The organism is Streptomyces sp. NBC_01381 (genome assembly GCF_026340305.1).
Taxonomy (GTDB): domain Bacteria; phylum Actinomycetota; class Actinomycetes; order Streptomycetales; family Streptomycetaceae; genus Streptomyces.
The window spans coordinates 360,808-387,088 of the sequence record NZ_JAPEPI010000004.1 but is presented as its reverse complement, the minus strand read 5'-3'; the positions used below and the strand labels follow the sequence as shown (position 1 = coordinate 387,088).

28 protein-coding genes are annotated in these 26,281 nt (G+C 70.7%); 15 read left to right on the top strand and 13 right to left on the bottom strand.

What is annotated here, in order from left to right; translation table 11 throughout:
* Window positions 1–117: 117 nt before the first annotated feature.
* The 3 genes from OG453_RS43065 to OG453_RS43055 all read right to left on the bottom strand — a co-directional run bounded on the left by OG453_RS43065 (window position 118) and on the right by OG453_RS43055 (window position 3,459).
* Window positions 118–1,110, bottom strand: coding sequence for a GlxA family transcriptional regulator (locus OG453_RS43065; RefSeq protein ID WP_266874260.1), 993 nt, complete (start codon window positions 1,108–1,110; stop codon window positions 118–120).
* Between the two features lie 598 nt (window positions 1,111–1,708).
* Complete coding sequence (locus OG453_RS43060) at window positions 1,709–3,175, bottom strand: hypothetical protein (RefSeq protein WP_266874259.1); 1,467 nt, start codon at window positions 3,173–3,175, stop codon at window positions 1,709–1,711.
* 71 nt (window positions 3,176–3,246) lie between these two features.
* Complete coding sequence (locus tag OG453_RS43055) at window positions 3,247–3,459, bottom strand: hypothetical protein (RefSeq protein ID WP_266874258.1); 213 nt, start codon at window positions 3,457–3,459, stop codon at window positions 3,247–3,249.
* A gap of 530 nt (window positions 3,460–3,989) precedes the next feature.
* Between OG453_RS43055 and OG453_RS43050 the strand changes: the two genes are divergently transcribed.
* The 4 genes from OG453_RS43050 (at window position 3,990) to OG453_RS43035 (ending at window position 7,527) form a co-directional block, all read left to right on the top strand.
* Window positions 3,990–4,565, top strand: coding sequence for an ankyrin repeat domain-containing protein (locus tag OG453_RS43050; RefSeq protein WP_266874369.1), 576 nt, complete (start codon window positions 3,990–3,992; stop codon window positions 4,563–4,565).
* A 141-nt stretch (window positions 4,566–4,706) separates the two neighbouring features.
* Window positions 4,707–5,573, top strand: a complete 867-nt coding sequence (locus tag OG453_RS43045; protein WP_266874257.1) for an AraC family transcriptional regulator — start codon at window positions 4,707–4,709, stop codon at window positions 5,571–5,573.
* A gap of 107 nt (window positions 5,574–5,680) precedes the next feature.
* Entirely contained in the window at window positions 5,681–6,349 is a 669-nt protein-coding gene (locus OG453_RS43040) for a DNA alkylation repair protein (protein ID WP_266874368.1), read from the top strand.
* A 266-nt stretch (window positions 6,350–6,615) separates the two neighbouring features.
* Window positions 6,616–7,527, top strand: a complete 912-nt coding sequence (locus OG453_RS43035) for a calcium-binding protein (RefSeq protein ID WP_266874256.1) — start codon at window positions 6,616–6,618, stop codon at window positions 7,525–7,527.
* A gap of 135 nt (window positions 7,528–7,662) precedes the next feature.
* Here OG453_RS43035 and OG453_RS43030 read toward each other — a convergent pair whose 3' ends face one another.
* A complete protein-coding gene (locus OG453_RS43030) occupies window positions 7,663–8,226 on the bottom strand; it encodes a cysteine hydrolase family protein (RefSeq protein ID WP_266874255.1) in 564 nt (187 codons plus the stop codon).
* 196 nt (window positions 8,227–8,422) lie between these two features.
* Here OG453_RS43030 and OG453_RS43025 point away from each other — a divergent pair, with 196 nt between their 5' ends.
* A complete protein-coding gene (locus OG453_RS43025) occupies window positions 8,423–8,770 on the top strand; it encodes a hypothetical protein (RefSeq protein ID WP_266874254.1) in 348 nt (115 codons plus the stop codon).
* Window positions 8,771–8,830: 60 nt separating this feature from the next.
* Here OG453_RS43025 and OG453_RS43020 read toward each other — a convergent pair whose 3' ends face one another.
* Together OG453_RS43020 and OG453_RS43015 are read right to left on the bottom strand one after the other, a co-directional pair.
* On the bottom strand, window positions 8,831–9,892 hold the full coding sequence (locus OG453_RS43020) for a class I SAM-dependent methyltransferase (RefSeq protein ID WP_266874253.1): 1,062 nt from the start codon (window positions 9,890–9,892) through the stop codon (window positions 8,831–8,833).
* Window positions 9,893–10,022: 130 nt separating this feature from the next.
* Entirely contained in the window at window positions 10,023–10,664 is a 642-nt protein-coding gene (locus tag OG453_RS43015) for a LysE family translocator (protein ID WP_266874252.1), read from the bottom strand.
* Window positions 10,665–10,834: 170 nt separating this feature from the next.
* Here OG453_RS43015 and OG453_RS43010 point away from each other — a divergent pair, with 170 nt between their 5' ends.
* Window positions 10,835–11,287 (top strand): Lrp/AsnC family transcriptional regulator, encoded by a 453-nt coding sequence (locus OG453_RS43010; RefSeq protein WP_266874251.1) that lies wholly within the window; start codon window positions 10,835–10,837, stop codon window positions 11,285–11,287.
* A gap of 9 nt (window positions 11,288–11,296) precedes the next feature.
* Here OG453_RS43010 and OG453_RS43005 read toward each other — a convergent pair whose 3' ends face one another.
* From OG453_RS43005 to OG453_RS42995, 3 genes are all read right to left on the bottom strand, one after another.
* Window positions 11,297–11,821 (bottom strand): HAD domain-containing protein, encoded by a 525-nt coding sequence (locus OG453_RS43005; RefSeq protein ID WP_266874249.1) that lies wholly within the window; start codon window positions 11,819–11,821, stop codon window positions 11,297–11,299.
* A gap of 34 nt (window positions 11,822–11,855) precedes the next feature.
* On the bottom strand, window positions 11,856–12,596 hold the full coding sequence (locus OG453_RS43000) for a bifunctional 2-polyprenyl-6-hydroxyphenol methylase/3-demethylubiquinol 3-O-methyltransferase UbiG (protein ID WP_266874247.1): 741 nt from the start codon (window positions 12,594–12,596) through the stop codon (window positions 11,856–11,858).
* A gap of 76 nt (window positions 12,597–12,672) precedes the next feature.
* Window positions 12,673–13,026 carry a hypothetical protein gene (locus OG453_RS42995; protein ID WP_266874246.1) on the bottom strand — a complete coding sequence of 118 codons (354 nt, stop codon included), beginning with the start codon at window positions 13,024–13,026 and terminating at the stop codon, window positions 12,673–12,675.
* 180 nt (window positions 13,027–13,206) lie between these two features.
* Between OG453_RS42995 and OG453_RS42990 the strand changes: the two genes are divergently transcribed.
* The 6 genes from OG453_RS42990 (at window position 13,207) to OG453_RS42965 (ending at window position 18,242) form a co-directional block, all read left to right on the top strand.
* Window positions 13,207–13,425: a hypothetical protein gene (locus OG453_RS42990; protein WP_266874245.1), complete on the top strand. Its 219-nt coding sequence runs from the start codon at window positions 13,207–13,209 to the stop codon at window positions 13,423–13,425.
* A gap of 305 nt (window positions 13,426–13,730) precedes the next feature.
* Complete coding sequence (locus tag OG453_RS42985; protein WP_266874243.1) at window positions 13,731–15,488, top strand: sensor histidine kinase KdpD; 1,758 nt, start codon at window positions 13,731–13,733, stop codon at window positions 15,486–15,488.
* A gap of 118 nt (window positions 15,489–15,606) precedes the next feature.
* Window positions 15,607–16,026, top strand: a complete 420-nt coding sequence (locus tag OG453_RS42980) for a roadblock/LC7 domain-containing protein (protein ID WP_266874242.1) — start codon at window positions 15,607–15,609, stop codon at window positions 16,024–16,026.
* Window positions 16,023–16,385: a DUF742 domain-containing protein gene (locus OG453_RS42975; RefSeq protein WP_266874241.1), complete on the top strand. Its 363-nt coding sequence runs from the start codon at window positions 16,023–16,025 to the stop codon at window positions 16,383–16,385. Before OG453_RS42980 ends, OG453_RS42975 begins: the two co-directional genes overlap by 4 nt.
* Window positions 16,366–16,980, top strand: a complete 615-nt coding sequence (locus OG453_RS42970) for an ATP/GTP-binding protein (protein ID WP_266874240.1) — start codon at window positions 16,366–16,368, stop codon at window positions 16,978–16,980. The genes OG453_RS42975 and OG453_RS42970 overlap by 20 nt, the downstream gene beginning before the upstream one ends.
* Complete coding sequence (locus tag OG453_RS42965; protein ID WP_266874239.1) at window positions 16,977–18,242, top strand: cytochrome P450; 1,266 nt, start codon at window positions 16,977–16,979, stop codon at window positions 18,240–18,242. The genes OG453_RS42970 and OG453_RS42965 overlap by 4 nt, the downstream gene beginning before the upstream one ends.
* Before the next feature lie 39 nt (window positions 18,243–18,281).
* Here OG453_RS42965 and OG453_RS42960 read toward each other — a convergent pair whose 3' ends face one another.
* The 3 genes from OG453_RS42960 to OG453_RS42950 form a co-directional block, all read right to left on the bottom strand.
* Window positions 18,282–19,508, bottom strand: coding sequence for a cytochrome P450 (locus OG453_RS42960; RefSeq protein ID WP_266874238.1), 1,227 nt, complete (start codon window positions 19,506–19,508; stop codon window positions 18,282–18,284).
* A 189-nt stretch (window positions 19,509–19,697) separates the two neighbouring features.
* Complete coding sequence (locus OG453_RS42955) at window positions 19,698–20,438, bottom strand: chitinase (RefSeq protein WP_266874236.1); 741 nt, start codon at window positions 20,436–20,438, stop codon at window positions 19,698–19,700.
* Between the two features lie 203 nt (window positions 20,439–20,641).
* Window positions 20,642–21,409 (bottom strand): aminoglycoside adenylyltransferase family protein, encoded by a 768-nt coding sequence (locus OG453_RS42950; RefSeq protein ID WP_266874235.1) that lies wholly within the window; start codon window positions 21,407–21,409, stop codon window positions 20,642–20,644.
* Window positions 21,410–21,817: 408 nt separating this feature from the next.
* On the opposite strand from OG453_RS42950, the gene OG453_RS42945 reads away from it, so the two are divergent.
* Together OG453_RS42945 and OG453_RS42940 are read left to right on the top strand one after the other, a co-directional pair.
* Window positions 21,818–23,296: a UDP-N-acetylmuramoyl-L-alanyl-D-glutamate--2,6-diaminopimelate ligase gene (locus OG453_RS42945; RefSeq protein WP_266874234.1), complete on the top strand. Its 1,479-nt coding sequence runs from the start codon at window positions 21,818–21,820 to the stop codon at window positions 23,294–23,296.
* Window positions 23,297–23,513: 217 nt separating this feature from the next.
* Window positions 23,514–25,097, top strand: coding sequence for a cytosine permease (locus tag OG453_RS42940; RefSeq protein WP_266874233.1), 1,584 nt, complete (start codon window positions 23,514–23,516; stop codon window positions 25,095–25,097).
* On the opposite strand, the gene OG453_RS42935 is transcribed toward OG453_RS42940, so the two are convergent.
* A complete protein-coding gene (locus OG453_RS42935) occupies window positions 25,076–25,678 on the bottom strand; it encodes a GlxA family transcriptional regulator (protein WP_266874232.1) in 603 nt (200 codons plus the stop codon). The genes OG453_RS42940 and OG453_RS42935 overlap by 22 nt on opposite strands.
* Here OG453_RS42935 and OG453_RS42930 point away from each other — a divergent pair.
* Window positions 25,671–26,228 carry a hypothetical protein gene (locus tag OG453_RS42930; protein WP_266874231.1) on the top strand — a complete coding sequence of 186 codons (558 nt, stop codon included), beginning with the start codon at window positions 25,671–25,673 and terminating at the stop codon, window positions 26,226–26,228. The genes OG453_RS42935 and OG453_RS42930 overlap by 8 nt on opposite strands.
* Window positions 26,229–26,281: the final 53 nt, after the last annotated feature.

Below are 26,281 nucleotides of genomic sequence, written 5' to 3'. Positions count from 1 at the left end.
GCATGGCGAAGCCGCAGGGGGCTCGCCTGCCGGCGAAGAGATGGATGGATGTGGATGGGTGTGGCTGGGTGTGGCTGGTGTGGATGGGTGTGGCTGTTTGTGGCTGGGTGAAGAGGGTCAGGTGGTCTGGGTGCGGAAGCGGCGGCGGTAGGCCCCCGGGGTGGTCGCGAGCTGCCGCTTGAACGCCCGGTGCAGGGTTTCCGCCGAGCCGAGCCCGGCGGCGGTGGCGACCTGGTCGAGCGGGCAGTCGGTGGTCTCGAGCAGGCGGCGGGCCGCCTCCACTCGGGCGGCCTCGACATAGCCGGCCGTACTTGTGCCCGTCTCCTGTTTGAAGACGCGGGCGAAGTGCCGCTCGCTCAGGCACATCCGGGCCGCCAAGGCCTCCGCGGACAGATCCGCGTCGAGGTGATCGGCGATCCACAGGCGCAGTTCGTCGATGTCACGCCGGGAGGCGGCGGGGCGGCTGAGCGGTACGGAGAACTGGCTCTGGCCGCCCTGCCGCTTGAGGTACATCACCAGCTGCCGGGCCACCGCGAGCGCGCTGTCCTCGCCTAGGTCCTCGGCCACCAGGGCAAGCGCGAGGTCCAGGCAAGCACTGATCCCGGCCCCGGTCCACAGCCGGCCCCGGTCCGTACGTACGAAGATGGGGTCCGGGTCGACCGTGACGGCAGGATGGTCGGCGGCCAGCTGGGCGGCGGTCGACCAGTGGGTGGTTGCCGTCTTCCCGTCGAGGAGTCCGGCCGCGGCCAGGACGTGCGCGCCCACGCACACCGACGCGACGCGCCGGGCATGCGGGGCGGTCTCCTTGACCCAGTCCACGACGTCGGTGTCGATGCGGGCGACCGGGCCGTCCTCGGTCATGTCGACCGCGCCGGGCACCAGCAGGGTGTCCACCTGGCCGCCGACCTCGCCGAAGGCGAGATCGGCCACGATCCGCACACCCGCGGAAGTCCGCACCTCACCGCCGACGGGCCCGGCGAGGCGGACCTGGTAACCGGCGCGGCCCGCGGTCTCCCGGTTGGCCAGCGCGAAGACCTCGGCGGGGCCGGTGACGTCGAGGAGATCGACATCGGGGAAGACCGCGATGACGACACGGTGCGGAGTGGGCATGACCCCATCCTCACCGCCACCACCAATGGCCGCAATGACGATTCCCTGTCACATCCGGACATGCGGCGGGCGGTTCAGCTGGGGCTGGCGTGGGCCGGTGCCGGGGGCGTGACGCGAGCCTGAGCTGGGCTCGCGCCGAGGTGGCCGGGACTTGGCCGGAGGAGTCGGCCCGCGCTTGCCTGCATGCGGGCGCGCCCTGGGATCGGCGCAGACGGATGTCGACGGACCGACAACCCAGGCCCGAGGTCATGCCGAAGGTGATCGCAGCCAGACCCGGAAGCGTCAGCCCACCCGAGGCTGCATGCCGAAGCGGACGCGCCCTCTCGCCGCCACAGACCGACCTCGGCGGACCGACGGCCCCGGCCCGAGACCATGCCGGAGGTGATCGCGGCCAGGCCCGGAGGCGTCAACCCACCCAAGCCCGCACACCGAAGCAATCACGCCCCCTCCTCGCCACAAACCGACCTCGACGGACCGACACCCCCACCCCGAGACCACACCGAAGGCGATCGCAGCCAGGCCCAGAAGCGTCAACCCACCCAAGCCCGCATGCCCGGAAGCCGCCGCCCCGCCCCTCCCCGCTGGAGATCCCTCCGCGTCAGGCGCCGGGGCTGCGCAGCCCCGCCACCGCCCACTTCGCCCGTGTCGAGAGGCCGCTCAGTGCCTTCGCCAACTGCTTGGCGATTGTGTTGAGCAGGACCTTGCCGTGGGTCATCGTCGTCCGTGCGAGTTCCGTGTCGCCCGCCTCGACCGCGGCCAGGGTCAGCTCCAGATGCTGCTCCGTGATGAGCCGGCCGAGCCCTCGGCGGTGCCACTCCGCCACCGTGCTGTCCGGAGCCGTGCCGTCGACACCGACCGCCGCGCGCGCCCGCTCCAGGGCTCGCCCCGCTGCCGCGAGGTCGCCCTTGCCGCGCTCCAGGCGGGCCAGGATGTACGCCTCCGAGGCCCGGTCCCATGCGGTGTCCTGGAGCGAGAGGAGGTTGAACTGGGCGCGGGCCGCCTGTGCGTGGTCGCCTATGCGCTCCAGCGCGCGGCTCAGTTCCCGGAGCCGGTCCGCGTGCGGACCCGTGTCGTCCAGGAGGCGGATGAGCGCGACCCGGGCGTGCTCGGTGCGCCCCTGCCGGTGGGCCAGCTCGATCCAGGTGAACTCGCTCTCCGCCGCCGCATCCCGCTCGTGCCGCTTCGCTTCCTCGGCGCGGGCCCACTCCACGGCACCGGCACTGTCGGTGACCTGCCCCCAAGAGGCCGACCGCAGCAGCGGAACATCCTGGTCCTGCCCGTACGACGCCACCAACACCGCGGTAAGCCGCTGCTCCTCGAACGACTCGGTCCGCTCGGCATTCTCGCGCTCCAGCAGGAAACGCAGAAACGGCAGGTCGCCGTCCCGGCGGTCGAACTGCGCCGCCCGCAGCGCCCCCGCCCGGAGCACCGGATCCGCGGCCGCCTCCTCCCGCGCGCCGAGGTCGCCGGAGCGCATCCGCTCCAGGATCGCCCGCCCCGGGCCGAGGACTACGTCGCGCAGGCACTGCCGGTAGGACTCGTGCAGCCGGTACGCGCACAGGTCACGGGAGTTGAGCAGGACATGGTCCGGTTCGGTGCGCCCGGCGGCCGACTCCGTCAAGGCGAAGAGCTCGACCAGCGGCCGGTCCGGCAGCCCAAGGCCACTGACCAACGCGGCCCGCTGCGCGTCCAGTTCGGGGGCGAACTCCTCGCGGGCTTCATCGTCTCCCGCACGCACCTGGGCCCGCAGCCCCTCCTCGTCCAGCTCGGCGGTGAGCCCTTCGCACCACTCGGGCAACCGGACGAGCATCTCGAGCGCCTCCCCGACACTGTCGGCGATCAGTACGGCGTCCCCCTCTGAGGACGCGTGGAGCACCGCCTGATCCGCGCACAGGAAGTACGTACCGCCAGTGTCGTCGCCGGCGATCGCCTCCAGCGACGCACCTGACGCCAGGTGCACGTCCTCGACGTGGTACGCCCTGCTCACGTCGAAGTTGAAGGGAAACGCGGCCAGTTCGGCCAGGTCGGGGCGGCCGCGCAAGAGCTCCAGTACGCGATCGGTCATACGACCGAACCCTAGCGAGGCCCTGGCGACTGCCAGGCATCACCCACACACAACGGCCGCCCCGCGCAACCTCAGAAGGGAACAGCCGGCCCGGCCTCACGCAGCCGAAGCAGCGCCCTGTCCATGCACTCGGCAACCGAGGCCCCGTCGGCCCGCAGCCCGGCGGACAACGGTCCACCACCGGCGGCGAACGTCCACGCCGGCCGGCCGTCCCGCAGGCGCTCCGCATCGACTCGGATCATCGCCCCCACACCCTGCTCCCCGAGCCACTCCAGGATCAGCACCGTCGCATCCTCGACGCCGCTGTCCCCCGCCGCGGCCGTCGGGCAACCCGACCTGCCGACGCCCCGACATCGGCCGCGACCGCACGACGTACCCACACCACGCCCAACGTGACCACGCACCACCACAGACATGCACTCCCCCGCATCAACCGAACGGCCGACACAGGAGTCGGCTCAACGCCCCCGCAGCTCCATCCGGTTCAGCGACAGCTCAGGCCCCCGGACCGCCCGAGCATGGAGTGCGGGCCCATCGCACGCCCCCGCCCGCGCATGGCGGCCCGCCGCCCATGCCGATCCACCAGCCGAGGAAGGCGGCGAGGACAACCACCCCCACCGAAAGAGGAACCATGGCCTTCGCACGTCACGCGCCCCTCCTGCTCGTCCCCCTCCTCGGCCTGGGCCTGCTCGCGACCGCCTGCGGAAGCCCCGCGTCCGACAGCGACGCCGCCGCCGAGCGCAAGCCGTCGGCCACCCGGTCCGACTCGCCCTCCCCCAGCGCGAAGCCGAAGAAGACGGCCGCCGGCCGGGCCCTGCTCGACGCCGCGCGATCCGGTGACGCCGACGCGGTGCGCGGCGCCATCAAGCGGGGTGCCGATCTGGAGACCCGCGACAGCAGCCGCCGTACGCCGCTCCTCCTGGCCGCCACCGGCGATCACGTCGAGGCCGCCCGGCTGCTCGTCGAGGCCGGGGCCGACCCGGACGCCCTGGACCAGCAGCACGACACTCCGTGGCTGGTGACCGGCGTGACCGGCAGCGCGGCCATGGCGCGCACTCTGGCCGCGGCCGACCCCGACTACACGATCCTCAACCGGTACGGCGGCACCTCCCTCATCCCGGCCGGCGAGCACGGCCACGTCGCCTACATCCGGGAGGTCACCACCAACCCGGACATCGATGTGGACGTCGACCACGTCAACAACCTCGGCTGGACCGCGCTCCTTGAGGCCGTCATCCTCGGCGACGGCGGGCGCGACCATCAGGAGACGGTGAGGCTCCTCCTGGACGCCGGAGCCGACGCGTCCATCGAGGACAAGGACGGCGTGACCGCGCTCGACCACGCCGAGCAGAAGGGATACGCCGGGATCGCCCGGCGCCTGCGCACGTGAGCCGTGCGATGCGTGCTGTATATCTGCTGCTCAGGGGGATCGTCGGCGCCCTGTCCCACCCGATCGGACCGGGCACAGGATGTCGGGTCCGGCAGGGTGCGGCCTTCCTAACGTGAGGGACGTAAAGGGAAGGAGCCCGAAGTGCTTGAGCGGCTGAACGAGGCCCTGGATCACATCGAGTCGCATCTCGATCAGCGGATCGAGGTGACCGATCTGGCGCGGATCGCGATGACGTCGGAGTACCACTTCCGCCGGATGTTCTCCGCGCTGGCGGGGATCTCGCTGTCGGAGTACATCCGACGCAGGCGGCTGACCATCGCGGGCGCCGAGGTGCTCGCCGGGGAGCGGACGCTGCTGGACATCGCCGTGCGCCACGGCTATGGCTCGGGGGAAGCGTTCGCGCGTGCGTTCCGCGCCGTACACGGTGTGGGGCCGGGCGAGGCCCGGCGGGACGGTGCCACTCTGCACGCTCAGCCTCGGATGTCCTTCCGTCTCATTGTCGAAGGGAGCAGCAGCATGCGATACCGGGTCGTGGAGAAGGACGAGTTCCAGGTGGTCGGCAAGAAGGTCCGGGTCCCCCTCGTCCACGTGGGGATGAATCCGGCGATCGCCGACTTCATCCGGGGCATCGACGCGGAGACGATGCAGCGCATCAGCGCGCTGTCCGACCAGCAGCCGGAGGGGATCGTCGGGGTCAGTGACAACCTCGACCCGAGCCGGGCGGAGGGAACCGAACTCGACTACTACCACGCGGTGGTGACCGCGACCGCCGCGCCGGAGGACCTGGACGCGCTCACCGTCCCGGCGGGTAGCTGGGCGGTCTTCGAGAACTCGGGCCCGTTCCCGGAGTCGCTCCAGTACCTGTGGCGCGACGTGTTCACGCAGTGGTTCCCGTCCAACCCGTACGAGAGCCGGCCGGGCCCCGAGATCCTGCGGACCCGCCTGTCGCAGGACGCGGCACAGGCGGACGCGGAGCTGTGGATCCCCGTGGCGCGCACGGCGGTCTGACCTGACGGTGATGCGGCGGTGCCCCGGCCTTGGGGCACCGCCGCCTCATGGGCTGAATCGCGCACGCAGCAAACGCAACAAAGCAGGAGGCTGAAGTGTCCGAGGCGATGGTGGCCGAGGTGATGGCCGAGCTGGCCGGGCTCGAGGACCCGAAGGCCCGCGCGGTGAACGAGAAGCACGGTGACGATCACGGTGTGAACCTCGGCAAGCTGCGCGCACTCGCGAAGCGGCTGAAGACGCAGCAGGAACTCGCGTGCCGGCTCTGGGAGACGGACGACACCGCGGCGCGGCTGCTCGCGCTGCTGATCTGCCGCCCGAAGGCGTTCGACGGTGACGCGCTGGACGCCATGATGCGCGAGGCGCGCACTCCCAAGGTGCACGACTGGCTCGTGAACTACGTGGTGAAGAAGAACCCGCACGCCGAAGAGCTGCGCCGGGCCTGGTCCGCCGATCCGGATCCCGTGGTCGCGAGCGCCGGCTGGGCGCTGACCACCGAACGCGTGGCGAAGAAGCCCGAGGGCCTCGACCTGGCCGGGCTGCTCGACGTCATCGAGGCGGAGATGAAGGACGCCCCGAATCGCCTGCAGTGGGCGATGAACCACTGCCTGGCCCAGATCGGGATCGAGCACGCCGAGCACCGCGCCCGTGCCATCGACATCGGTGAGCGCCTGCAGGTGCTCAAGGACTACCCGACTTCCCCGGGCTGCACGTCTCCGTACGCACCCACCTGGATCGGCGAGATGGTGCACCGGCAGAACGACAAGACGGTGGCCTGAAGAATCCGATACGGCCATGCCTGTCAGGGAAGTTGCAGCTCGGCCGGAATCCCCCACCCCGCCATCATGAATTTCCGCTGAAGTGCGCCTTAAGAGCAATGGTCGCGCGGCGAATGAGCGGTCGAACATCGCTGGTCAGCAGGCATCCCGGCCCTCCGCGCCAGAATCCACTGACGTATCCCGCCACGCGCCCGACACAACCAACCACAAATCCCGGCAGTCACACGTAGTTGCAAGGACCACATACGCCTCACGGAGGTTATGCAATGCCCTCTCACTACGTCAGCCGCCGGATTTTACGTACCGCGTCGGCGGTGACGCTGGCTCTCGGTACGGGGCTGGCCGCTCCGTTCCTCCTGGCGGGCACCGCAGATGCCGATACGCCGTCGGCCACCGCCGCGTTCAGCGCGAGCGATCACGCGATCCTCTACACGGCCGCCTCCGGCCAGACCAACAAGGTGACCGTCACCGCGTCCAAGTCCGGCGGCTCCGAAGAGATCACCTACGTGATCGACGATGAGGTCCCGGTCAGCGCGGGCGACGGCTGTTCCCACCCCGACGGCGCGGACGACACCAAGGTCTCCTGCACGGTCGCCACCCTGGAGAGCCAGGACCCGTACGCCACGCTGAAGCTCGCCCTCGGCGACGGCGACGACACCGTCGCGTACGACAACACCACCGACCAGACGTACTACTTCGCCTCGGCCGACCTGGGCGACGGCAAGGACACCGCGATCCACACCGGCGGCGTCGACGGCAACTCCGTCAGGGGCCGGGCGGGCGACGACAACCTCTCGGTGGGCGTGGCCGGGGTGGTGGGCGGCGGTGACGGCGACGACACGCTCCACGCCACCGACGGCAGCATCGCCCAGGGCGGCAACGACAACGACACGATCTACTCAGACGGCGAGGACAGCGCTGTCGACGGCGGCGCGGGGAACGACGTGATCCAGGGCGGCGCGGAGCGGCAGAACCTGTCCGGCGGCGACGGCAACGACACGATCCGCGGCGGGACCGGCAACGACGTCCTGTACGGCGGCACGGGCAACGACGTCCTGTACGGCAACAGCGGTGACGACACGATCTACGGGAACAGCGGCGACGACGAGCTGTACGGCGGGCCCGGCCGGGACACCCTCTCCGGCGGGCCCGGCAGGAACATCGTCCACCAGGACTGACGCCTCACTCAGCCCCTCCGGGCGCAGGTTCGCGGGCGAGGTCGGTGATCTGGCGCTGAGCGGAACCGGGCGCTCACTCAAGGACTGACGTGGACTCGCCGACGGTTCGGTGCATCAACTCGCCCTGGTGCGCGGCTAACGCGCCTCGACGGCCTTCACCCAGTCGTCCACGGCGACGACGTCCGCCCACAGCGGGAACAGCTTCTCGGTGAGGAAATCGTGCGCCTCGGGGTCGGTGTCGAGGCAGGCGTCGTGCAGGACCGTGAGGCCGAAGTCCATGTCGTTGGCCTGGCACAGGGTGTACAGGACCACGGCGCTGGTGGCGATGCCGGTGAGGACGAGACTGTCGATGCCCCGTGTCCTGAGCACCAGGTCGAGGTCACTGCCCGAGAACGCGCTGCCCCGCCGCTTGGTGACCACGATGTCGCCCTGTTGCGGCGCGACGTCGTCGTGGATCCCGGTGCCGTGGTCGCCCTCGGTGAACAGACCGTCCCGCACGGCCGCGCTGACCGCGCGGTTGTGTGGGCTGACGTCGGGAGTGCCCGGCCGTAACGCGATGACCACGTAGATCACGGGTATGTCGGCCGCGCGGGCACCGTCGATCGCCCGGCGCAGGCGGGTCAGATATCCGGAGCCGTCGTCGGCGATGGCGACGATGTCCCGTTGGATGTCCATCACCAGGAGAGCGCTGTTCGGCATGCCTGCCGTCCCTTCTTCCTTCACCGGGGTTCCCTCCAACGGGACTCCGCTCACCGGGAATTGCATCACAGCGAGGGGCCAATCGGGTGACAGCGAATCGTTTTCTCCGCCGGTCACCGCAATCACAGGTATCACCGCTGGTCAGTGCGGGAATGCGGGATGCGTCCCATCGCTCTTCCGGTAAAGGAATGCATAGATGCGCCTGCGTCACACACTGGCCGCCGCGGCCGGTGCCGCCCTGCTGCTTCTGACCGTCCCCGGCGCCGCGCACGGGGCCGAGGGCGACTTCAGGTACACGTTCATCAACAGCACGGGCGAGGAGGGGCAGGCCACCCTCCACGACCCCGCGAGCGGGGAGTGCATCACGCTGCCCGAGGCAGCCGTGGAGTACACCCAGCCGCCCGCCCATTCGCCCAAGAACCGCACCGACGGCTACGCGATCGTCTTCACCAACGCCGACTGCACGGGCGACCAGTTCACGCTGCGCCCCCACACCGGCGGCGCGAGCGAGCGCCTCAAGCTCCGTTCGGTCGTGTTCGTCTGACCCTCCGGCAGACCGCCCCTGTCGGCCCGAGGATTCGGGTCGGACAGGGGCGGTCTGGCGTCAGGCGACGGTCCGCGCCACGTAGTAGGCGTTCAGCGGGTCGCCCTCGATCGACTGGATCTGTACGTCGGTGAAGCCGGCCTCCGCGAGCATCCGGCGTGCGGTCTGCTCGCCCCACATGGTGCCGAGGCCCGCGCCGCCCGTGCTCAGCGACGTGGTCATGCAGTAGAAGACCGAGAAGCCGAAGAGGGCGGGCCCGAAGGGGTGGTCGAGGTTCTCCTCGAGCTTGCTGGACGCGGCGATGTCGCACATCAGGAACGTGCCGCTGTCGCGCAGTGCGGCGGCGACGGCGTTCAGGGTCTCCTGTGGCCGGGCCAGGTCGTGGATGACGTCGAAGGCGGTCACCAGGTCGTAGCGTCCCGTGATCTGTGTCGCGTCGCCGACCGTGTAGTGGACGTTGTCGAGGGCGAGGCGTTCGGCCTCCTCGCGGGCGGCCGCGATGCCTTCCTCGGACTGGTCGAGGCCGTGGAAGAGGCTGCGCGGGAACGCCTTGGCCAGGACGAGCGGGGCGTGGCCCTGGCCGGTGCCCACGTCCAGCGCGTCGATGCCGTCGCGCAGCTGCTCGGCGAGGCCGGGGACGAGCGGGATGATCGTGTCGACAAGGGCCGCGTCGTACACGCGGGCCGTCTCCTGTGCCTGGAGTGCCTGGAAGCGGGGGTAGGCCGAGTACGGGACTCCGCCGCCCTCCCGGAAGGCCTTGAGCACCTGCTGTTCGACCTCTCCCATCAGCCCGATGTAGGGCGTCATCCCGGCGAGGTTGTCGGGGCCCGCGGCCGTGGTGAGCGACGCGGCGTGCTCGGGCGGCAGCAGGTAGGTCGCGCCGTCCGGCTCGTACTCGACGACACCGCCGAGGACCATGCCGCCGAGCCACTCGCGTACGTAACGTTCGTCGAGCTGCGCCGCCTTGGCTATGTCGTCACTGGTGGAGGGCGGCAGCGTACTCATCGTGTCGAAGAGGCCGGCCTGGTGGCCGGTGCTGACAAGGAGGGCGAGCACCCCCTTGTTGAGCACGTCGACCATCAGGCCGGCGAATTCCTCCTGCCGCGCGGGGTCCAGTGTCATGGTCCCTCCTCAGAACGGCATGGCCTTTGCGCACCATTTATTACGTTACGCCCCTTCGCTGTGGCGGCGACGGGGGCCGGGGCGGCCCGCCGGCCGGGGGTCAGACGCCTCCGGCCACGCCCACCAGGAGCTACGCAGCGAGGCGTTCGGCCATCAAGAGTGCGCCGATCAGGATCATGGCGGCGCCCGAGGCGCGGGTGACGGCGCGGGCGGCGGCCGGGCGGGTGCTCAGCACGGTGCGGGCCAGCACGCCCACGCCGAGGTAGACCACCGCGCAGCTGAGCGTGTGCACCATGCCGAGCGCGCCGAGCTGGGCGGCCAGCGGCCAGTCGGCGGTCGGGGTGGTGAACTGCGGGAGTATCGCGAGGAAGAGCAGCAGGGCCTTGGGGTTCAGGCCGCTGATGCCCGCCCCCTTGAGGATCCCGGCAGCCCTGGATGCACCACCGGTGGCGCCCTGCGAGACCCCCGAGGTGTCCGTCGCCTCACCGGGTGTTCCGGGCCGGGCCAGGGCCGATGCGCCCAGCCAGATCAGGTACGCGGCGCCCGTCATCGTCAGCGCCGTGAGCACGCCGGGGCTGCTCGCCACCACGGCGGCCACACCGCCGGCGACCACGGCGGTCAGGGCCACATAGCCGAGCACCAGACCGCTCACGGCCGGCACCACCGAGCCTCCGCGCAGGCCTGCCGTGATGGCGTACGCCCAGTCCGCGCCCGGGACCAGGATGAGGAGGACGGACACCGCCCAGAAGGCGGTGATGGTGCTGATGGCCACGGAAACACTTCTCCTATTGAGCGCGTGAGCTATTGAGCGCGTGAGCTATTGAGCGCGTGAGCGCGTTTGAATTGCGATGCCGCGATACACAGAGAAGATTAGTTCCGATTTGACCAAAGATGTTTCCAAGTATGATCGCCAGAGCGGTATGTCGTGGAAGAATCTCCCCCATGGATGATGTGGACCGGAAGATTCTTGCCGAGCTCCAGGACGACGGCCGGCTGACCGTCACCGAGCTCGCCGCCCGCGTACGGCTCAGCCTCTCGCCCTGCCACCGCAGGCTGCGCGAACTGGAGCGCAGCGGCGCCATCCGCGGCTACCGCGCGATCCTCAACACTCAGCAGGTGGGTCTGACGTTCGAGGCGCTCGTCTTCGTCACCATGCGCCAGGAGGACCGGGACACCGTCGCCGACTTCGAGGCGGCCGTCGCCGACATCCCGTACGTGCTGCAGGCCCAGCGGCTCTTCGGCGACCCCGACTTCCTGCTGCGTATCGTCAGCCCCGACCTGCCCGCCTTCCAGCGGCTGTACGACGAGAAGCTGGCCACCCTCCCGGGTGTGATGCGGCTCAGCTCCACGCTCGTCATGAAGCACGTGGTGCAGGAACGCCCGCTGCCGCTGTGAGGGATTTCCTCAACTCCCGTGAAAGCGCAGCCACTTGTCGAGGGTGGCGAAGTCCTCGTCGGTGAGGCCGCGCCGGGCATCGACGCGATGCAGCAGGGCCGGCTGCGGGTGGTGCGCCGCCACCCACGCGCGGTCGGCGTACGTGATCTCGTCGTCCACCCAGGCGAAGGGACGGCCCGCGGCCCGGTCGACCAGGGGGCGGGTCTTCCAGTGGAGTCCACCGGCCTCGTCATCGCCGGACGGATCCGGCCAGCTCACCACGGTGAGTTCCGGCAGGCCGAGCCAGGGCGCGATGCAGTCGTTGGCGTCGGACATCCACGTCGTGGCCCACACGAGTTCGCAGGGCAGCGCCCACAGGCGGCTGCCGTGAGCCGGATCGATCCTGGTGATCAGCGGGTTCGCGTCGGCCATCGCGGGTGCGAAGGGACTGTCGTACGTCGGATATCCGTCGGGAAGCTGTTGCCGGCTCGCCCCGAAGGGAATGAGCGGGCCGTCGACGTCGAGGAAGAGGAGGGGCAGCGTGGAACCGATCACGCCTGCACCGTAGCGATGTTCGGGCGCGCGGCGGTCAGCTCGCACCGTTCTCCGGGCGGCGCGCCAGGAAGACGAGCTCACGCCCCGGCCGATCGGGCGCGTCACGAACCTCCTCCACCACGAACCCGTGCGCCGTCAAGTCCGCCTCGACCTCCGCCCGTTCGCGGAACCGCAGGGTCGAATGCGATGTCAGCACCTCCCCGTCCGCGACGAACACGCAGGTCCCGCGGAAGGTCACCATCGGGCCACTGACCTCGATGACCTGAACCCACTTCTCGACCGCGCCAACCCCCGGGACCTCCATGACCTCGTAAGAAGCCTCGCGGTTCCACTCCTCCCAGGCGCGCCTGGCCGGATCCCGGGTCTCGAAGACCAGACGCCCGCCCGGCCGCAGGGCTTCATGGGCACCGCGCAGGGTCCGTTGCCACGTCTCCGCGTCGTCGATGGCCTGGGCGACGTTCCCCGTCATGGTCGCCAGGTCGACCCGCAGCGGCGGGAGCGACGTCGCGTCACCGCAGATCCACCGCACCCGATCGCTGCCCGGCTTGGCCCTGGCAACATCGAGGGACGCCCGTGCGGGATCGACGCCCACGACCTCGATCCCGCGATCGGCGAGCAGCAGCGCGAACACCCCTGTCCCACAGCCGATGTCGAGCACCCGACGCGCACCGAACTCCCCCGCGATGCGTACGTAGGCGTCGAGATCGCCGCGGTCGGGGTCGAGCGGATCGTAGAGCGCGGCGAACCGCGGATTCCCGAACGCTTCGTCAACCATGCCGCCGAAGGTATCCGCGGCCGCCGCTCGACGGCTCGTCAATTTCTCCGGCGGCCTGGCCGCCATCAGCCGGACTTCAGTGGAACTCGTGGACCAGCTGGATCTCGCCGACGATATGGGCGTTGAAGTCGTCGAGCTCTTCGGCCGGCACCCACAGTTCGAGGATCGTGCGGCCGCCGGCCTGCTGGACGGGGTAGCGGCCGACGAAGTCCGTGTCGACCTCGAAGCGGGTGACGAACCCTGCTCCGTCGTGCTTCACGTTCCAGTCCCGCGCGATGCTGATCGCGTAGTCCTCGTTGAGCACCGGGTAGAAGATCGGCTGCTCGGGCAGGCGGGGCGGCCAGGCGCGCCAGTTCAGCTCGCGGACCAGGTCCAGCTCCTTGGGGCCCGTCGGGCGCCACAGGGTCGTCGTTGCTTGCCGGCTGGTCATGAGGGGGTCGCTCTCCGGGAGTTGGCGGCTGCCGTTCGAAATGCGGCTGGTCGGAGAGGGGAAGATACCGGGTTCGTGGGGCTGGGGGCCATGTCGTTTCCGTACCGGCCCGCACCTGAGGTGCGGGATGAGTAGCTGTACTCAGGCGCCTCGACATCAGCCCCTCGTAGCGTCCGACGCATGGTCAATGACATGAAGCAGCCGCGGTCCCTGCCCCAGACGATCGTGCGGGGCGTCGTCGGAGGGCTTCTGGTCGCCGGAGCTTTCGGGCTTGCGGTCTACGCCACGGTCTACGTCCCTTCCTATGTCGGGTCCGGTCTCGCCGATGCCGCCCAGCGGGAGGCGACCGACGACAACGGAGCGGTGGCGCGGCTGCTCGACGCCGCGTTCGACGAGTGATGCCCTCCTTCGAGGTGCCGGGAGTCCGGGTGGGCTTCGGAGCCTGAAGCGGCGGCTTGGCGGTCGAACTCCTCTATCACGACATGATGTTCGAGGGTCGAGATCGCGACGAAGTTCGCTCGCGGGCGGCTCCTGGGCGGACTGTTCCAGTTGTCCGGCCTTCGCGCTCCGCGGGGTGACTAGCATGGCGCGAAACAGGGTCCGGAAGATCGCCGTCCTCTTTGGTGTTCTCTTCCCGACCCGTTGCCGGACCCGTAGCGGTCGGCTCGTTGTCATCCTGCACTCATGGACCGAGGGACCGCTGAATGCCAGTGCCTGCTCCTCCCCGCCCGCGCCACATAGCGAAGGCGCCGCGCCCCGCGCCGGCCGTTCCCTTGGCCGTGCTGGTCGTCTCCGGTGCGGCCGGTGCCGTCGCGGGCCTGTCGGCACCGGACGCCGCCCGTGGCTGGACGGTCGCCACGGTCGTGGTCGCGTGGCTGTGCCTCGCGGCCGTTGTGGTGGTCGGCTCGCTGGGCGTGCGGCGGGTTCGCCGGTCCGCCGCGGCGGAGCACGCCGCCGCCGGTTCCCTCAAGGCGCAGTTGGCGCAGCAGGGCGCCGAGTCCGCGCATCTGGTGAACGTCACGCTCCCGACCGTGGTGAAGCGGCTGCGCGACGGGGCCGGTGCGAGCGAGACGCTGGCGCAGACGGCGCCGCCGTCGGATCCCCAACTCCGCCAGGTCATGCAGGTGTTCGCGTCCGTGGTGGAGGAGTCCGTGCGGCACGCCGCCACCGCCGAGTCGGAGCGCGACAGTGCGCAGGGACAACTGGCGCAGGCGGCCCAGGAGTTGGAGCAGCTGACGGGGGCGACGCTGCCGGCCGCGATCGGTCAGCTGCGCGAAGGGGCCTCGGCCGACACCGTGCTCGCCGGGCTCGACTGGCCGCGCAACCCCTTGCTGCGGGTGCCCGCCGAATCCCTCGTACGCGAACTCGCGCACAGCGAGCGGCGGGCCGCGGCCGCACAGGCCGCGTCCGCCAAGGCGTTGAGCCGGGTGCAGGCGAAGTCCGTGAGCATGCTCGCCGACCTGCGGGACATGCAGGAGCGGCACGGCGTCGAGGTCTTCGGCGATCTGCTGCGGCTCGACCACAGCACGTCCCAACTCGGCCTGATGACCGACCGGTTGGCCCTGCTGATGGGTGGCCGCTCCAGTCGCGCGTGGAACAAGCCGATCGTCATGGAGAGCATCCTGCGGGGTGCGGTCGGCCGGATCTCCGCGTATCAGCGGGTGCGGCTGCACTGCTCGACGAACGTGGCGATCGCCGGTTTCGCCGCCGAGGGCGTCATGCATCTGCTCGCCGAGCTCATGGACAACGCGGCGAACTTCTCCCCGCCCATCGACGAGGTGCATGTCTACGTCGAGGAGCGCAGCGCCGGGATCGTCGTGACCATCGAGGACAGCGGCCTGAAGATGGCCGACGCAGCGATGCGCCGGGCCGAGGAGTCGGTCTCGGGGCGGATCACGGACCTCGCGTCGCTGCAGGGCACCCGCCTCGGTCTCGCCGTGGTCGGGCGGCTCGCCGCCAAGTACGCGATGAGCGTCAACTTCCGGCCGTCATCGCGCGGCGGCACGGGCGTGGTCGTCCTGCTGCCTCCGCAACTCCTTGCCCAGCAGCGCGATCCCGCGCCGCAGCCGCCGGTGCGCCGGACCGCCGAGCCGACGCCCGCGCCGGTTCCGGAAGCACCGCTCCAGGAGGCGCCCGCACCCGCGGAGACGCCCGAGCCGCCCACGGCCCCTGCCGAGATCCCGGCACAGCAAGCGCGTCCCGCCGATGCCACCCCGAACGGCCTGCCCGTGCGCGCTCCCGGCCGCACCATGGCCGAGGCCGACCGGGAGCGGCAGCAGCGCAGGGCCGCGTCCGATGCCGCAGCCGGCACCGCGGTGCCCGCCGGCGAGACGGGGCAGCCGCGCGACGCCGGTTCCCGATTCGGTGCCTTCCACCGCGCTCGGCGCGCCTCGGGCGACGTGCCCGGATCCGCCGAGGCGCCCGGCATCGATGCCGGATCCGGGCCGCCGCCCGCCCCGTAGAGCCGAAGCCTCCCGTACGGCGCCCGGGCTCTGGCGCCCCCTTCCCCCGCTCGACTTCGTGAGATTGGAGGCACGGGCCGGTGACCGGACCTACCCGGCGCATCTCGCCCCACCCACCATGCAGACCACTGACAACAGCCTGACCTGGCTCCTGAAGAGCCTTCTGAAGCGCACCCCTGGCACGCGGCACGCCCTGGTGCTCTCCCGGGACGGCCTGAAGCTGTGCTGGAGCGAGCATCTGACGCTCGACCAGGCCGACCAGCTCGCGGCGATCTGCTCCGGCATCCAGGCGCTCGCGCAAGGCGCATCGGTGGAGTTCGGCGACGGGACCGGCGGCGTCCGGCACTCCATGACCGAGTTCCACGGCGGGCTGCTCTTCATCGTCGAGGCGGGCGAGGGAGCCCACCTGGCGGTCGTGGCGGACGAGAACGCCGACCCCGGTGTGGTGGGCCATCAGATGACCGAGCTCGTCGAGCAGATCGGGGAGCATCTGCGCGCCGAGCCGCGTGCCCAGGACGAGGGCGGCGACTCCTCGTGACGCCCCGCAGGCCCGTGGACATCGGTGATCCGGACCGCCTTTACACGGTCACCGGTGGCCGCAGCCGCGCCGACGACGATTCGTTCGACCTGGTCACGCTCGTGGTGAGCGAGTGCGAGCCGGCCGCGGGGATGCAGTCGGAGCACGTACGCATCCTCGAACTGTGCCGGCATCCGACGGCCGTGGTGGAGATCGCGGCGGAGCTGAGGCTGCCGATCACGGTGGTGCGGATCCTGCTGGGTGATCTGCTCGCCACGGGCCGGATCACCGCCCGTCATCCCCGCGCGGCCGGCTCGGCCGCCGCCATCCCCGATTCCGCCCTTCTCAAGGAGGTGCTCCATGGGCTCCGCAACATCTGAGCTGCCCTCCCGTACGCCCCTGTCCGACACTGCCGAGACCGGCTTGAAGATCGTCGTGGTGGGCGGATTCGGTGTCGGCAAGACCACGCTGGTGCGGTCGGTCAGCGAGATCCGGCCGCTGAACACCGAAGAAGTGATGACGCAAGCCGGTGTCGGCGTCGACGAGACGGCCGACGTGGCCGCCAAGACGACCACGACGGTGGCGTTCGACTTCGGGCGGATCAGCCTCAACGAGCGTGTGGTGCTTTACCTCTTCGGCGCACCCGGCCAGGAGCGCTTCTGGTTCCTCTGGGACCGGCTCTTCTCGGGCACCCTCGGTGCGGTCGTGCTGGTCGACACGCGGCGCATGGACGAGTCCTGGTACGCGATCGACCGCCTCGAACACCACAAGACGCCGTTCGTGGTGGCCGTCAACCGGTTCGACGACGACACCTCCGCGCATTCCCTGCGGGAGATCCGGCAGGCCCTTGCGCTGCCCGGCCATGTGCCGCTGATCGACTGCGACGCACGGGTGCGGTCGTCGGGCAAGGACGTACTGATCACCCTCGTGGACCACCTCTACGAACTGGCCATGGCCCAGGAGATGACACCGTGACCGAGCCGACCGGACCCGCCGCCGAACAGAGCCCGCCCCCCGGCTGCCCCGCCCACGCGGGCGCCGTGCGCCTGGGCGGTCTGGAGTATCAGCAGACGCCGTCGCAGCTCTACCGCACCCTGCGCAGCGAGCACGGCGCGGTGGCGCCGGTGCTCCTGGACGGGGACGTGCCCGCGTGGCTGGTGCTCGGCTACTCCGAGGTCAGCTATGTGACCGGCCACGACGAGCTGTTCGCCCGCGACTCGCGGCGCTGGAACCAGTGGGAGCACATTCCCGCCGACTGGCCGTTGCTTCCGTTCGTCGGCTATCAGCCTTCTGTCCTTTTCACCGAGGGCGAGGAGCACCGGCGGCGCGCAGGGGTGATCACGGATGCCCTGGAGGGGGTCGACCAGTTCGAACTCGCCCGGGACAGCGGCCGGATCGCCGACCGGCTGATCGGTGAGTTCGCCGGCAGCGGGCAGGCGGAGCTGATGAGTGCGTACGCGCACGCGCTGCCTATGCGGGCCGCGGTGCAGATGTGCGGCATGCCGCATACGGGCACGGACACCCAGCAGTTGGTGGACGATCTGCGGATCTCGCTGGACGCGGCGGAGGGCGACGACCCGGTGGCGGCGTACCTGCGCGTCGGGGAGCGGATCCAGCAACTGGTCAAGGAGAAGCGGGAGAAGCCGGGTGCGGACGTCACGTCGCGGATGCTCCTTCACCCTGCGGGCCTGACGGACGAGGAGATCGTCCAGGACCTGATCTCGATCATCGCGGCGGCCCAGCAGCCGACGGCCAACTGGATCTGCAACACGCTGCGGCTGATGCTGACCGACGAGCGGTTCGCGCTGAACGTGTCCGGCGGTCGGCTGAGCGTGGGCGAGGCGCTCAACGAGGTGCTGTGGCTCGACACCCCGACGCAGAATTTCATCGGCCGTTGGGCGGTGCGCGACACCCAGCTCGGCGGGCGGCAGATCCGGGCGGGCGACTGTCTGGTGCTCGGCCTCGCCGCGGCCAACACCGACCCGCAGATCTGGCCCGAGTCGCATGTGGGCCCGGAGAACTCGGCGCACCTGTCGTTCAGCCACGGCGAGCACCGCTGCCCGTACCCCGCGCCGCTGCTCGCCGATGTCATCGCCCGTACGGCGGTCGAGACGCTCCTGGAGCGGCTGCCCGACCTCGTACTCGCGGTGGAGCCGCAGGAGTTGACCTGGCGTCCGTCCATCTGGATGCGGGGGCTTACGTCGCTGCCGGTGCAGTTCACGCCTGTGGCGCACTGAAAGGTGGCGGGGCGCCGCGTGGGCGGCGCCCCCATGGGGTCAGGCGGTGACAGGGGTGAACCGCACCGGCAGGGACTGCGGCCCCCGGGTGAACACCCCTTGCTCGACCGGGTCGAAGCCCTCGGCGAGCCGCACATCGGGCATCGCGTCCAGGAGCTGGCCGACGCCGGTCTCGACCTCGGCCTTGGCAAGCAGCGCGCCCACGCAGAAGTGCCGGCCGAGCGCGAACGAGAGATGGTCGGCGGCGGCGGAGAACGCGGTCGTGGTGGTCAGGTCGTCGCGGAAGATGTCGAAGCGGTCCGGCTCCGCGTAGCGCTGCTCGTCGCGGTTGGCCGAGCCGATCAGGCAGGTGACGGTGGCCCCGGCGGGGATCGTGCCGCCGGTGAGCTCCACCTCGGTGGCCGACTGACGCATGATCATGTGGACGGGCGGCGTGTGGCGCAGCGTCTCGGCGAAGGCGCGGGCGATCAGCGTGCGGTCCTCGCGGACGGCCGCCAACTGCTCCGGGTGCGTCAGGAGGTTGGCGAAGATGCTGGCGATCGCCTTGTCGGTGGTCTCGCCGCCGGCGGCGAGCAGCAGGCTGCAGAACGCCTTGATGTCCTCGTCACTCATGCGTACGCCGTCGACCTCGGCGGCGCACAGCGTGGAGAGCAGGTCGTCGCCGAGGTTGTCGCGGCGCTCCCGGATGATCGGGAACATGTACTCGGCGAACTCGACGCGGGTCCGTTCGCCGGCCGCCGCGACGTCCGGGTCGCCCGCCAGGTTGCCGAGGAAGGCGATGACGGTGGTGTACCAGCCGTGGAAGCGCGCGTGGTCGGCCTTGTCCAGGCCGAGCATGTCGGCGATCACGTTGACGGGGAAGCGCGTTGCGTAGTCCGCGACGAGGTCCACCGTGCCGGTGTGCCGGAAGGCGTCGATGAGTTCGCGGGAGTTGCGCTCGATGACGGGCAGGAATTTCTCCTGGAGGTCGCTGCCGCGGAAGGCGGGTGCGACCAGGGCCCGGCGCACCGCGTGCTCACGGCCGCTGAGCTGGAGGATCGTCTTGCCGTGCACCGGCTCGATCTGCCAGTCGTAGTTGTCGGTGGTGAACTGCGAGGTCTTGTCCTTGAACACGCGCTCGACATCCGCGTACCGCGAGACGATCCAGCTCTGCGTCGCCTCGTGCCACAGCAGCGGCGCGCTCTCCCGCATCGCCCGGTAGGCCGGATAGGGGTTCTCGGCGAACTCCGGCGAGAGGATGTCGGGGATCTGCTGCGCGGTGGACATGAAGCTCCTTGGTCAGTGACAGGGGGTGCGCACCAGGCTATTGATCACGTGGCGGCCCAACCAGCCTGTCCTGGCCTCCTGTTGAGCGCTGCACTAACCTTGGCTGAAAATCGCCGTCCGCCGCACCGGATCGAGCGGGTGCGGCGGACTGCGGACTGCGGACGGCGGGAACCGCGACGACGCCGGGGGTCAGCAGCTCAGGTTGCCACCCGGGTCGACGCCGAGCACGTCGGCGAACCGGGTGTAGTTGTTGATCCGGCTCTGCACCTGCTCGGGGTTCTGTCCGTTGCATTCCAGGCTGCCGTTGATGCTGCGGATGGTCTCGCCGAAGCCGGCACCGTTGACCATGGCGTTGTGCGGCGTCATCGTCCCCGGGCCGTTCTGGGTGTTCCAGTACCAGAGGCCGGTCTTCCAGGCCACGGCCGGATCGTTCTGGACGAGGTCGGGGTTGTTCAGGAGGTCGATCTTCAGGGCGTCGCCCGCCGCCTTGTAGTTGAAGTTCCAGCTGAGCTGGATGGGGCCGCGGCCGTAGTACTTGTCGTTGCCGGCCGGGCAGCCGTAGGGCTGTGAACTGTCGCAGTAGTGGGGGTAGTTGGCGGTGTTCTGCTCGACGACGTGGACCAGGCCGCCCGTCTCGTGACTGACGTTCGCCAGGAAGGCCGCGGCCTCCTGCTTGCGCACGGTGTCGCTGCCGGTCCCGGTGAACTCGGGATAGGCGCTGAGCGCGTCCGTGAGGCCGCTGTAGGTGTAGAAGGAGTTCCGGTTCGGGAACATCTGGTTGAACTGGGCCTCGCTGACGATGAATTCCGCAGCGGCCCGCACCTTGGCGTCCGACTTCTCGGCGGAGGCGTTGGGGGCGAGGGTCAGCAGGGTGAGGGCGGCGGCGGACGCCGTCGCGGTGAGCATGGCGGCGAGTACACGAGGACGCATGAGCGATCACTCCTTGGGCGGACCGGGGCATGCCGGGGGCACGGCCGACCGCCGTGTGGTGGGGGGTTGAGCGGCGAGGAGCGCACCGGCACACCGGAGCTGCGACTATCCGGAATGATCCCTGCCGCCGTTGGCCTAGACCATACCGAGTGACGGATTCACGTCAAGAGGCATCCGGATAACGGCAGTTGAAAGACAGCGCGTCAGTCGGCGCCCGCCGCGGCCAGCTCCTCGATCACTTCAGTGACGTACGCGGCCCAGGGGCCCACCAGCGGCTGGAGTTCGCCCCAGCGCTCCCTCTCCCCCGTGACGTACACGGCGCGTACGTGGGCGAGCACGGGCCGGTGTTCCTCCGGGAGCCGCGCGAGGGCCCAGCCCGCCGCGGCGTCCTTGGAGGTGATCGTCCCGGTCGCCAGGGTCATCCAGATCCGGGCCAACGTGAGGACGACGTTGCGGGTGTCCGCCGCGAGGTCCGCAAGGAGCTCCGGTACGCCGACGGACAACGCGCGCGTGAGGTCCGCACGCGGGACAGGGGCCAGCACCTCGCCCGGCGGTGGTCCGGCCAAGGGCGTGCCGGCCATCAGCACCATCGTGATCAGGGGCGCGAGATCGGGGCTCGGCACCGGCGACGGCAGCCGCCCGCGCTCGTACTCCTCGCGCAGCCACTCCCCGTACTGGAACTCGCACCGCGGCGGATACCGCCACGGGCTGACCTCGCGCCGCACGACGATCGTCAGCTCGACGGGCCGCACGGTCTCACCCCGTGGCGGCCAGGCGGAGATGTCGAGGAGCGCCTCGACGAGCCGCCGCCGCTGCCGGACCGACAAGGGCCGCTCGACGACGGCGAACACATCGATGTCGCTGTACGGGCGCAACCCGCCCAGCCGGGCCGAGCCGTACACGTAGCCGCCGACGAGGTCCGCGCCGAGCGTCTCGCGCAGCAGGTGAACGGTGTCCTCGGTCTGGGTCACTGCGGCCCTTTCCCTTGCGCGGCGGGAGTGGGCTGTGTGGCATCGGCGGATGAACCGGTCGTGATCGTAGGAAGGGCGGGAGCCCCGGAACCAGCGGGTTTCCGACACGGCGGAGGCGAGCCGCGGCGCACGTACACTGAAGCGGTGTCGGGCAGGCCCCTGCTCCGCCCGGCCACCTGTGGTCAGCCCTCCACGGCCCGGATCCCATCCGACGCGACCGGCCGGCCGTGCGGCACACAGGTAGCGATCCTCGGCCGTCCCGGCCCTCGGCCCGCACGCAGATATCCCCCTGCGGGGCCCGCTCGCCCAACGCGTCACACCGCGGATTCCGGCTCACCGTCGCCCTCGCCCTCGCTTGTCGGGCCGGGCATGCGCGGCGTGCCGCCGGCCGCCTTCGAGGGGACAGATATGAAGCTCAGCGCACTGCTCCATGGGCACGACCACGACGTTCTGCACGGTGACCCGGGCGTGCCGGTCACCGCGGGGATGACTTTCGACGCCGGGCAGGTCGGGTCCGGTTCGCTGTACATCGCCGTTCCCGGGCACGAGGAGGGCGGGCCCGGGGGTGTCGCGCGGGCCCTGGAGCGAGGGGCGGTGGCGGTCCTTGTCGAGGACGGCGGGGCGCCGGAGGACGGGGCGGCCGGGCAGGCTTGCGTGGTGCGTGTGGCCGACACGCGGGCCGCGGCCTCGCTCGCCGCCTCCCGTTATTACGGGGAGCCGGGGCATGCGATGGATGTCGTGGCGATCACCGGTACGAACGGCAAGACCTCGGTCTCGTACATGGTCGAATCGGCTCTCCGCCTCGCGGAGGGCGCGAAGGTGGGGGTGATCGGCACCTCGGGCAGCCGGATCGGTCAGGAGCGGATCCCGATGCCGCGGTCGGTGCTGAGCACGCCGGAGTCGCCGGACCTCCACTACCTGCTCGGGCACATGCGTGACCGGGACACGGCCTGCGCGGTGCTTGAGGCCACGTCCATGGGCCTGGTGCAGCGGCGGCTCGACCATGTGCCCGTCGACATCGGCGTGTTCACCAATCTCACCCAGGATCACCTGGACGACCACGGGACCATGGCGCACTACAAGGACGCCAAACTGCGCCTGTTCGGCGGGCTGTGCGACCGCGCGGTGGTCAACGCCGACGACCCCGTCAGCGCCGAGATCCTCGCCCTGATGCCGGGCGCGGTGACCACCTACGGCCTGGACGCGCCGGCCGACTACCGGGCGAGCGATCTGGTGGTGGACGCGGTGGGCAGCCGCTTCACCCTCCATCACGACGGGCGCAAATATCCTGCCGCGATCCCCGTCCCGGGCCGCTTCTCGGTGTCCAACGCGCTCGCCGCCCTCGCGGCGTGCCATCTGCTCGGGCATGAACTCCCGGCGCTTGTCGAGGCCTTGGACCGGATGCCGCCGACTCCGGGCCGGCTGGAGCGCTTCACCACCTCGCGGGGCGTCTGTGTGATCGTCGACTACGCGCACTCCCCCGACTCGTTGGAGAAGGTCCTCGCCACGATCCGCGGTTTCGCCACCGGGTCGGTGATCACCGTCTTCGGCTGCGGCGGCGACCGTGACACCACCAAGCGTGCCCTGATGGGCGAGATCGCCGGCCGTCAATCCGACCTGTGCGTTCTGACCACGGACAATCCGCGCGACGAGGACCCCGAGCGCATCCTGGACCAGATCGTCCCCGGCCTGACGTCCACCGCGACGCCCTTCCACCGCGTGGCCGACCGTCGCGCGGCGATCGCGTGCGCGCTGTCCGCCGCGCGTCCCGGCGATGTCGTCCTGGTCGCGGGCAAGGGCAGCGAGCCCTACCAGATCGTCGGCGAACTGCTCCTGCCCTTCGACGACATGACCGTGGTCCGCGAACTGGCTTCTGCTGCCGGGTGATCCCGGCGGCGGGTCCGCGGGGCGGAATCGCTGGGCGGCTTCGCGGGGCGGCTTCGCGGGGCGATGCCCCTGCCCGCTGAGTGTGCGAATCGTCCATCACACCGCCGTGAGCAGTGCGAATCCGGCACTGGTGCGGTGTGGCCCGCGGCGTCTACGTTCCCTGCACCTCCAACACCGCGTCTCGCGCGCCGTGTTGCCGTCCTCCAGGGAGCTGCCCGTGTCCAGGGATTCGCCGCCGTCCGTCACTCAGGTCGAGACCCACGGGGTCGAGCGCATCCCGGACGCGGATCGCACCGCAGGGCCGCTCGATCTGTTCCGGCTCGCGTTCGGTGGCGCGAACACCTTCGCCACGTGTGTGCTCGGCGCGTTCCCCATCCTGTTCGGGCTCTCCTTCTGGCAGGGGCTCGCGGCGATGCTGCTCGGGCTGCTCACCGGCGCCCTGCTGCTTGCCCCGATGGCGGTCTTCGGGCCGCGCAACGGCACGAACAACGCCGTCTCCTCGTCGGCGCATCTGGGGGTGCACGGCAGGATCGTCGGATCCTTTCTCTCTCTGCTCACCGCCGTGGCGTTCTTCTCGCTGTCGGTGTGGAGTTCGGGCGACGCGCTCATCGGCGGGGCGCACCGGCTGCTCGGCGTGCCGGAGAGCGACCTCGCGTACGGCTGCGCGTACGCGGTCTTCGCCGTCCTTGTGCTCGCCGTGTGCGTCTACGGCTTCCGCTTCATGCTGCTCGTCAACAAGGTCGCCGTCATCGCCGCGACCCTGCTGTTCGTCCTGGGCCTCTTCGCCTTCGCCGGTGACTTCGATCCTTCGTACGCCGGAATCTTCACCCCAGATGCCGACCGGGCCACCCAGGACCTGTACTGGCCGTCCTTCATCGGCGCCGCGCTGATCGTGCTGTCCAACCCGGTCTCCTTCGGCGCGTTCCTCGGCGACTGGGCCCGCTACATCCCGGCCGATACGCCGCGCCGCAAGGTGATGGGCGCGGCATTCCTCTCGCAGCTCGCCACGGTGCTGCCATTCGGCTTCGGCCTGGCGACCGCGGCGATCATCGCCGAGCGGGCCCCGAAGTATCTGGATCCGGCCGCCCCCAATTTCGTCGGCGGGCTGCTGGCGATCGCGCCCGGCTGGTACTTCCTGCCGGTCTGTCTGATCGCGCTGATCGGCGGCATGTCGACCGGGACGACCGCGCTGTACGGCACCGGGCTCGACTTCTCCTCGGTCTTCCCGAGGCTCAGCCGGGTGCGCGCCACCGTCCTGATCGGCGTGCTGTCCATCGCCTTCATCTTCGTAGGACGATTCGGCTTCAATCTGGTCCAGGCGATCTCCACCTTCGCCACGATGATCATCACCTGCACGGTGCCGTGGATGATCGTCATGATGCTCGGCTATGTCACCCGGCGCGGCTGGTACGACCCCGAGGCGCTCCAGGTCTTCACCCGCCGCCGGCACGGCGGGCGCTATTGGTTCACGCGCGGCTGGAACTGGCGGGGCATGTCGGCCTGGTGGACCGGCGCGGTGACCGGCGTGCTGTTCACCAACATCCCCGGGCAGTTCGTCGGGCCGCTCGGCGACCTCGCGGGCGGCACCGACATCAGCCTGCCCTTGGGCGCGGCCGTGGCGGCGATCGTCTATCTCCTCCTGCTCGCGGCGTTCCCGGAGCCCCGTGCCGTGTACGGGCCGGACGGGCCGCGCTGGGTGCGGGCCGCGGACACGCCCGTCGCGCCGATCACCGACGCGGGGAGCGGCCCGGCTCGCGGGGAAGCGCGGCGGGACGCCCGTCAGCCGGGTGTGCCCCGGTAGGTGCGCCGGTAGGCGGCCGGGGTGGTGCCCATCAGGCGGTGGAAGTGCTGCCGCAGGCCGTCTCCCGTGCCGAGGCCGCTGCGTTCGGCGACGGCGTCGACCGGCAGGTCGGTGGTCTCCAGCAAGGTGCGGGCGTGGGTGACGCGCTGCTGGTTGAGCCACCGCAACGGAGTGGCGCCCGCCTCGCGGCCGAAGTGCCGTTCGAAGGTGCGTACGCTCATGCCCGCTCGGCCCGCGAGATCGGCGATGGCCAGCGGCTCGTGCAGCCGGGCGAGCGCCCAGTCCAGGACCGGCGCAAGTCCCGTCCCCGGAGCGGGCGGAGCCGCGGCGGCGGTCCTGGGGCGGGCGTACTGGGCTTGGCCGCCCTCGCGGTGCGGGGCCACCACCATCCGCCGGCCGACCTCCGCCGCCACTGCCGCGCCGTGGTCGCGGCGCACGATGTGCAGGCACAGGTCGATCGCGGCGGCCGTGCCCGCGCTGGTCAGGATGGATCCGTCATCGATGTAGAGGGCTCGGTCGTCGACCGTCACTTCCGGGTGACGGCGGCGCAGTTCGTCGGCGTACATCCAGTGGGTGGCCACCTCGCGGCCCGTCAGCGGCCTGGCCTGGCTCGCCCGCCGCCCCGCGCTCCCCCTGTGCACGACCGCCTTCTCCTACGGCCTTGTCGGCGCCGTCTACTGGGCCTTCGCCGCCGAGGCCGTCTCCGACCACGCGGGGACGAGCTCCGCCGTGACCGCACCGCTGTTCTGGACGCTGATCGGCTTGGCGGGCACGGTCGGCGTCCTGACCGGGCCCGTCATCGACCGGTTCGGGCTTCGCCGTGTCCACCGCGGCCTGTTCGCGGGCCTCGCCGCGGCCGCGGCCCTGCTGACCGCGACCCACTTCTCCGGCATCTCCCTGCCCGCGGCCCTCCTCTCCGCGCTCCTCTACGGGCCCTGCTTCATGGCGGGTTCCGGCCTCCTCGCCGTGTGGAGCTACCGGGTCTTCCCCGACCGCCCCACGCCCGGCTTCACGGCCACCGTCCTCGCGCTCGGCCTCGGCACCATCACCGGCCGGCGCTGCTCGGCCGGCTCGCCGACCGCCAGGGCCTCCCCGCGGCCTTCGCCGCCACCGCCGTCGCGGCGGCGCTGACCTCGCTGACGCCGCCCCGGCGCCCTGGCGCGCCGCGTCGAGCCGCTCCCGCG